Source organism: Zooshikella harenae, from assembly GCF_018837975.1.
GTDB classification, from domain to species: domain Bacteria; phylum Pseudomonadota; class Gammaproteobacteria; order Pseudomonadales; family Zooshikellaceae; genus Zooshikella; species Zooshikella harenae.
The window spans coordinates 1-1,926 of the sequence record NZ_JAGSOY010000211.1 but is presented as its reverse complement, the minus strand read 5'-3'; the positions used below and the strand labels follow the sequence as shown (position 1 = coordinate 1,926).

At 35.0% G+C, this 1,926-nt stretch carries 4 protein-coding genes; 2 read left to right on the top strand and 2 right to left on the bottom strand.

Features of this window, described 5'->3' with window-relative positions; all coding sequences use genetic code 11:
* Together KCG35_RS24950 and KCG35_RS24945 are read right to left on the bottom strand one after the other, a co-directional pair.
* The coding region (locus KCG35_RS24950; protein ID WP_215822560.1) for a hypothetical protein at window positions 1-199 on the bottom strand (199 nt) is incomplete at its 3' end.
* 101 nt (window positions 200-300) lie between these two features.
* A complete protein-coding gene (locus tag KCG35_RS24945; RefSeq protein WP_215822559.1) occupies window positions 301-789 on the bottom strand; it encodes a YcxB family protein in 489 nt (162 codons plus the stop codon).
* Window positions 790-1,170: 381 nt separating this feature from the next.
* Here KCG35_RS24945 and KCG35_RS24940 point away from each other — a divergent pair, with 381 nt between their 5' ends.
* Both KCG35_RS24940 and KCG35_RS24935 read left to right on the top strand, forming a co-directional pair.
* On the top strand, window positions 1,171-1,557 hold the full coding sequence (locus KCG35_RS24940; protein WP_215822558.1) for a hypothetical protein: 387 nt from the start codon (window positions 1,171-1,173) through the stop codon (window positions 1,555-1,557).
* A gap of 42 nt (window positions 1,558-1,599) precedes the next feature.
* On the top strand, window positions 1,600-1,926 hold a 327-nt coding region (locus KCG35_RS24935), incomplete at its 3' end, for a type II secretion system protein GspG (protein ID WP_215822557.1).

The following is a 1,926-nucleotide window of genomic DNA, read 5'->3' as shown; positions in this document are numbered from 1 at the left end:
GTCTAAAAGCTACACTACCAGTTACATGGACCATAAGACAAACAACGATCAACCCCACGAATATTAATGCTTCAGTGACAACCGCAACCACAAACACCAAACCAACACCAGCAAAAAAACTGCACGACAAGATGAATGCAGCCAATCCTCTTACTACTGGACCTATTTTCTTGACTTCATTTTCAGTTGGGTATTTCATTATCGATTACATATAACGCCTCAAACTCCTGCTTAGAGAAGTGAGCGGCTTTTATGAACACAAAAGGCGTCAGCTTTGCAAGGTCCAAATACTTTGACTTGTTAGGTTGCATTGCCAACCTTACTACAAAGCATTACACATAAAGAGTCTACTTCAGGAACCCTTTTAGGCACCACATAATAGATCTTTGGCGCAAGATAGATAAGCACCATATCTTTACCTTCCCTCCAATGATGTATTTCATTCCACATTATAGTTCCTACACCAGACTCACTCTCAAACTTAACTCCGTTTTCTAGTACTGAAATTGATATGGGCTTCTGTATGGCTGGATATTTATGAAAGTGTCTTTTCAAATACCAAGGAGTGTAAAATCGACGTATTATGAATGGTAGAAGATTCCCACCTATGGCAGCCCCAATAAACCCTACGGCTAAGACATTATTCCCTAGATAAATAAACACAAGGCCTACAACTACAAATGATACATCTATTACCATATGTACTTTCTTGGATTTGCTACTCATCTCACCATTAAGCAATCCAGCTTTAATATATTCTTCTGATGAAATTCTGTACTGGGATTTCATTCTTCAACCTAACAATTAATGAACGTATCATTGACGTATAAAGCTCAAATATATTTTAACCACTTCGAATATTCAACACCAAATTAACTAACCTAACTAATTTATTAATTTAGACAATTTTTTTAGAAAAAAATAGTTATTCCATAACATTGTATAGCGTTATGTTGCAAAGTTAAGTTCTCTAATAACGTGAGCTGCTAGATAGGATTTCCAGCTAAAGCTGTTACATTTGATCGTATCACAAAGAGTTAAAATAAAAATGATTACTAATCAAATAATTTCCCCCTTGATTTACCCTCGCCACACAAAGCCATATTGTCATACACTCTTAGCTAATGACTGCAAAAAATTTTGATTTAACCCTGAAACTCAAGTAATCCTATGAAAGAAATAATAAGTGATAATAAATGGCTTGCTATCTTTTCTGAAGCTATCGATTTACTTGGAGAGGGTGAATTCCTAATGGAAAGGAGCCAATCTTGGTGCTCTTGGACAACATTCGATCGTCTTAAATGTTGGGACTGTGGTTACTGGAACGCCGGCTTACCCAAAAAGTCAGATCTGTCTATAACAGGCATTTCTGATGGTAGTGTTTGGGGACAACCATTCAAGTACTCATCCATTGCTCACATCATTTTGCCAAAAAGGTTTTGTACTGATATGGGGGTAGTAAAAGAGCAAAATATTCAACAGTTAAAACTGCCACTTATGAAAATTAACGTACCTTACAATATGAATGAGTACCTTTTAGAGATAAAACTATTTTAGAGTACCCACTTCATTTAAAACGATACACACTTGGTGAACCTCATGCTTGCCAAAAAAATAGCTAGTTTGACTGTTATTTTAACCTTTAATACAATGAAAGGTTATGGCCATGTAACACAAGAACAAGAAACGCTTAAAACATTAGAAAGTATTTCTTTAGCACTTGAGTTATTCAAGCTAGACTTGGGTTATTATCCATGTACTGAAGATAGTGGTTTAATACATTTAACCATAAACAAAACAAAATCAAAAAACTGGCAAGGCCCATATCTACCAAAACAATATACTGATGCATGGGGAAACAATTTTCAGTATAAGTTTTATTGTAAACAAAAGAATAAAATATTTCTGCTTTACTCAATTGGAAAA